Below are 4,977 nucleotides of genomic sequence, written 5' to 3' on the forward strand. Positions count from 1 at the left end.
GGGTCATCACCTGGCCAACTCCCGAATCCCTTGAGGACGGACGCGGTCCGGCGTCCCTCACGGGAGAGTAGGGACGAAAGAAGGTGGTGAATAGAAAGTTTCTTGTTATTTCTCGAAATATTACAATCGACCGGGTGGCTGCGAAACTACTCGCTATCCTCCTGGGGCTCAGGAGCAAGGTCATCAATCACACGGCTGATGATCACCCGAGCGCTTCGACCGTAGCTGGCGACGGCGGCAAGCTGCTCGAAGGCGTTGCCGTACAGCTCGATCTCTTGTGGTTGTCGCAGGTCGAGCGCGGCGCTGAAGGTTTCGACCAACACTCGTTCGTTGTCGTACATCCAGAAGCCGTGCCACGGCGAGGTGGCGTACTGCGTCTCAAAGGCGATGATCCCGAGCCGCACGTTGGTCAGTTGAGAGAGGGAGACCAAGCGGTCGAGCTGGCCGAGCATGACCTCTGTGGGGCACAGCCGGAACCTAAGCGCTGCCTCGGTCAGGATGAAGTGAAATCGCTTGTCCGGCCGGTACAGGATCTCCTGGCGCTGCATGCGGGCCGCTACCGCCTCGTTAATGTCGTTGGGCAGCTTCAAGCGGCGGATGCCCTCAGCGAAGCGAGCCCTCGCGTACTCGGCGGTCTGGAGAAGGCCCGGAATCACCGTTGCCTCGAACGCGCGAAAGAGGCGCGTCTTCTGATCCCACTCGGTCAGGTCTTGTTGGTGCGGCTTCAGGCCGGTACGCAGGATGCGCTGCCACTCGGCGTGCTGCACCTCAAGGGTGTGCAGCGAAGCGAGGAGCGCTTCTGTCTCGTCCTCAGCGTTGGTTGCCCGCGTCCAATCGCGTACGTCATCGTCGCTGGGTGTCTGTCGGCCGTTCTCCAGTTTGCTCACCTTGGAAGGCGGCCACGACAACGACTCCGCGAGCTGCCGGCCGCTGAGAGCAGCGGACGAGCGCAACTCGCGGAGTCGTTTGCCGAGGGCGTTACGGGCCTCGTGGACGTTAGAGCTGCCCGAGATGTTGTTCGGTGGCAAAGTCATCCCGTCGTACGGCGTGATGCCAGGCCGCATCATGCCAGTAGTTGTGCTTCACGATCTCGGTGGGGTCTTCGATGACCTCGCCGCCCAAGAAGGCGTCGTTGTCGTCGAAGCGCATCCGTACCAGCTTGCGTGAGTCGAACAGCCAATAATCGTGGCTGGGCAGTTCAGCGGCTTCGGCCTTGCCTCTCGGCAGGTAGCGGATGTCTTCGCCCGCGCCGTTGGTGAACTGCGCACACCAGACACCGAACCTGCTGTAATCAGTGAGGGGCACACTCACCACCCGCACGCGGGTGAACCGCTTGCCCTCCGTGGTGGCATCGCGGATCATCTTCAGCCAATCTTGCATCCACGGCAGCTCGTCATCTTCGTCTGCGAGGAACCTGCGTAGCGATTCGTTCTCGTAGTCGGCGTCGTAGGTGTCGCGGGTTTCCAACCTGAACGCGGTGTACTGGAAGGAGTGGAAGAGCTGGCCGAACTCGTCTCCGATGAGCAGGCTCAGTGCTCTCCCTCCTTGTTCAGGTAGCGGCGCGCGTACATCTTGAGTACGTCTTCCGGAATCTCGATCAGGGTCTCGTAGTCGGGCACGTCGCCCACGTCCGCGAGCGCCTGCGGGTCGGTAACCTTCCACCCCTGCGCGATGTAGGTCACCCGGTCGGTGCGGTCGGTGGCGAACAGGGTGGGCGAGTTGCCTACCTGGGAGTCAGGGTCCTTGCCGAGGAACCGGGCGCGCATGAGGCCTCCATTGCGAGAAATTTAGTGAAGCGTTCCCATCGTCCATGGTGGCGCACCGAAGCGAGCGGGTCAACGACGGGATGTGACGCAACGCCCTTCTGGCAGGGTTGATGAAGATCAACTATCGCTTGATAGAACCAGCTTTCGGGTCATGATCGGACGGTAGCAACCGACCCGACACCACGTGCGATATAATCTCTGATCCGCACGTTTGCCCTACTGGCGGGTGGTGATCGTGAGAGCTTTGGGAGATGTCGCTTATCTTGGCCGATTTCCAGCGTCTCCAGGGCGTGCCAGAACACGATGTACGCATCAGTGACCTGCGATTCTCCGATCAGTTGACCCTGGTGTGTTCCGTGCCCCGGTTGTTGCGGACGGCCGCTTTCCCCGGGCACCACGTTTTTGTCGGGGCTCCGGCCTTCCCTGGGAATGGCTCGATGCACGGCGTGAGCACGTGCTGGTCTCGTTGGGAACGGTGACACGGGAGTCCGGTGGACGGTTTCTTCGGGTCACGGTGGAAGCTCTCGAACTGTTCGGGCATCGGTTGCGGGCGATAGGCGAACCCTCCTTCCGCACAGCGGCCGGGCGGTTGCGTCAGGATTTTGTCGCCGCCGCCGCCGCCGCTGGTGGTGGGGCCGGGGCCGCCGCGGACCGCCTCCTGGAGTTGATTGCGTCCGACTGGTGATCATGGCGTGTACTGCTTTTTCGTGCCGTTTGTACGCTTATGTCGTTATGTGGGTGTCCGGCCGCGGAGCGCCCACATCGCCTGCGGCGGGTGTCGTGTCATCCCGCCAGTCCCGGACAAGCCCGATGATGAAGATCCCGAGAAAGAGAAGCAGCAATGGTAGCAAGATCATATTTGCTCCCGGCGGAAGAGGACGGCCGACGTGGCTGGCGCCGTGACGGCGATGCGCATGCCGACCCCAGGTGCGTACCCGTTCGCGGAATACATCTCACCTGACGTCCGTATTGTGTGACGCTGCGACACGTTCAGCGGTCATCGGCGGTTGTTTCGCCGATCGGGTGGCGGCAGCGTCCGGGCTGCCGTAGCGTCGCATCGAACGTCAGCTCATCCAATGTCAGCTCATCTAATGATCAAGCGTCAGTTCATCCAATGCCAGCGCGGGAGCTTCCGCCACAAGGAGGCTGAGAGGGCGGCTGGGGTCACACCCGGGTGCCGCCGACCGCCGAACCTGTCCGGGTAATGCCGGCGTAGGGAGCCATCGCCGTGGTGCCACCCGTTGACCGATCCACCCTGACTCCCGCGCAGGTATCCGCCGCCGCGTCCACCGGGAAAACCGTGCCCACTGAAAAAACCGTACCCAAGGGGAAAACCGTGCCCACCGGGGAATTCGCGCCGGTCACGTCCGGTCCGCTGCCGGGCAGCCGCAAGACCTATCTGGTCGGTTCCGCGGACGGCCTGCGTGTGCCTATGCGTGAGGTTGTTCTGTCCACGGGTGACAGCGTCATTCTGTATGACACTTCCGGTCCGTACACCGACGCCGGTCAGGTCACCGACGTGCGCCGGGGCCTGGCGCCGCTGCGGGACACCTGGATCGTGGACCGCGCGGACACCGAGACCGTCCGCAACGGCGCGTTCGTCCGGGAAACCGAGATCGGCCAGGGCGCGCGGCCCGCGGTTGGCGTTGGCGACGGCCTGGGCGGTCGGTCATCTCGCCGGGCCCGGCCTGGGCGTGCCGTCACTCAGCTGGCCTATGCGCGCCGCGGCGAAATCACGCGGGAGATGCGGTTTGTAGCGTTGCGCGAGGGCCTGCCAGTCGAGACCGTACGCGCGGAGATCGCGGCTGGACGGGCGGTGCTACCGGCGAACATCAACCATCCGGAGTCCGAGCCGATGGCGATCGGCCGGGCACTCTTGGTGAAGATCAATGCAAACATCGGGAATTCGGCGGTGGCCTCGTCCATCGAGGAGGAGGTCGACAAGATGGTGTGGGCGACCCGCTGGGGTGCCGACACCGTCATGGATCTGTCCACCGGGCGTGACATCCACACGACCCGGGAGTGGATCATTCGGAACTCGCCGGTTCCGATCGGGACCGTACCGATCTATCAGGCGCTGGAAAAAGTCGGCGGCAAGGCCGAGGAGCTGTCCTGGGAGGTCTATCGGGACACCGTGGTCGAACAGTGCGAGCAAGGTGTGGACTACATGACCGTCCACGCCGGAGTGCTGTTGCGTTACATTCCGCTGACCGCGCGGCGCAGGACCGGGATCGTCTCCCGCGGCGGTTCGATTCTCGCGGCCTGGTGTCTGGCTCACCACCGGGAGAATTTCCTGTACACGCACTTCGCCGAACTGTGCGAGATCCTGCGGGCCTATGACGTCACATTCTCTCTCGGGGACGGTCTGCGGCCCGGATCGATCGCGGACGCCAATGACGCCGCCCAGCTCGCGGAGCTGGCCACGCTGGGGGAGCTCACCTCGGTGGCCTGGGAGCACGACGTCCAGGTCATGATCGAGGGCCCGGGGCACGTCCCCATGCACAAGATCAAAGAGAATGTGGAGCTGCAGAGCGAACTGTGCCATGACGCGCCCTTTTACACCCTTGGTCCGCTGACTACGGACATCGCGCCAGGCTATGACCACATCACCTCCGCGATCGGCGCCGCGATGATCGGCTGGTACGGCACGGCGATGCTCTGCTACGTCACGCCCAAGGAACATCTCGGGCTTCCCGACCGCGACGATGTCAAGGCCGGCGTGATCGCTTATAAGATCGCCGCTCACGCGGCGGATCTCGCCAAGGGCCATCCGGGAGCTCAGGCATGGGATGACGCGCTTTCTGACGCCCGGTTCGATTTCCGCTGGGCTGACCAGTTCCATCTCGCGCTCGATCCGGAGACCGCGCAGGCGTTCCATGACGAGACGCTGCCCGCGGCGCCGGCCAAATCGGCTCATTTCTGTTCTATGTGTGGCCCTCATTTCTGCTCGATGCGGATCAGTCAGGACGTGCGCAAGTACGCCGCCGACCACGGGCTGGAGACCGCCGAGGCGCTCGAGGCGGGTATGCGGGAGAAGGCCGAGGAGTTCACCGCCAGTGGCGGGCGGATCTACCTCCCGGTCACGGACAACAGCTGAGCTGCCGTCGATTGCCGCGCGCACGGCCTGCTGTCGATGCCGTGACAGGCCGTGCGCCGGACACCTGTGGCTACCCGGTTGGGTAATACGTGGCTGGTGGCTGGTGGCTGGTGG

The 4,977-nt window shown here is 63.7% G+C and carries 6 protein-coding genes and 1 riboswitch; of the genes, 2 read left to right on the forward strand and 4 right to left on the reverse strand.

From position 1 onward, the window contains the following. Positions 1–146: 146 nt before the first annotated feature. From MJ783_RS00530 to MJ783_RS00540, 3 genes are all read right to left on the reverse strand, one after another. On the reverse strand, positions 147–1,067 hold the full coding sequence (locus MJ783_RS00530; protein ID WP_239307897.1) for a helix-turn-helix transcriptional regulator: 921 nt from the start codon (positions 1,065–1,067) through the stop codon (positions 147–149). Further along, positions 997–1,467: a DUF6879 family protein gene (locus MJ783_RS00535; RefSeq protein ID WP_239307898.1), complete on the reverse strand. Its 471-nt coding sequence runs from the start codon at positions 1,465–1,467 to the stop codon at positions 997–999. Before MJ783_RS00535 ends, MJ783_RS00530 begins: the two co-directional genes overlap by 71 nt. A gap of 62 nt (positions 1,468–1,529) precedes the next feature. After that, positions 1,530–1,766, reverse strand: a complete 237-nt coding sequence (locus tag MJ783_RS00540; protein WP_239307899.1) for a hypothetical protein — start codon at positions 1,764–1,766, stop codon at positions 1,530–1,532. Positions 1,767–2,241: 475 nt separating this feature from the next. On the opposite strand from MJ783_RS00540, the gene MJ783_RS23465 reads away from it, so the two are divergent. Further along, positions 2,242–2,451: a hypothetical protein gene (locus MJ783_RS23465; protein ID WP_370651384.1), complete on the forward strand. Its 210-nt coding sequence runs from the start codon at positions 2,242–2,244 to the stop codon at positions 2,449–2,451. Positions 2,452–2,488: 37 nt separating this feature from the next. Here MJ783_RS23465 and MJ783_RS23345 read toward each other — a convergent pair whose 3' ends face one another. Further along, complete coding sequence (locus tag MJ783_RS23345; protein WP_255720251.1) at positions 2,489–2,623, reverse strand: hypothetical protein; 135 nt, start codon at positions 2,621–2,623, stop codon at positions 2,489–2,491. Between the two features lie 255 nt (positions 2,624–2,878). Further along, positions 2,879–3,002, forward strand: a riboswitch (TPP riboswitch). Between the two features lie 19 nt (positions 3,003–3,021). Between MJ783_RS23345 and thiC the strand changes: the two genes are divergently transcribed. After that, a complete protein-coding gene (gene thiC / locus MJ783_RS00550) occupies positions 3,022–4,863 on the forward strand; it encodes a phosphomethylpyrimidine synthase ThiC (RefSeq protein ID WP_370651386.1) in 1,842 nt (613 codons plus the stop codon). The last annotated feature ends 114 nt before the right edge of the window (positions 4,864–4,977 follow it).

The sequence above is a fragment of the Protofrankia sp. Cj3 genome (genome assembly GCF_917627355.1).
GTDB lineage: Bacteria > Actinomycetota > Actinomycetes > Frankiales > Frankiaceae > Protofrankia.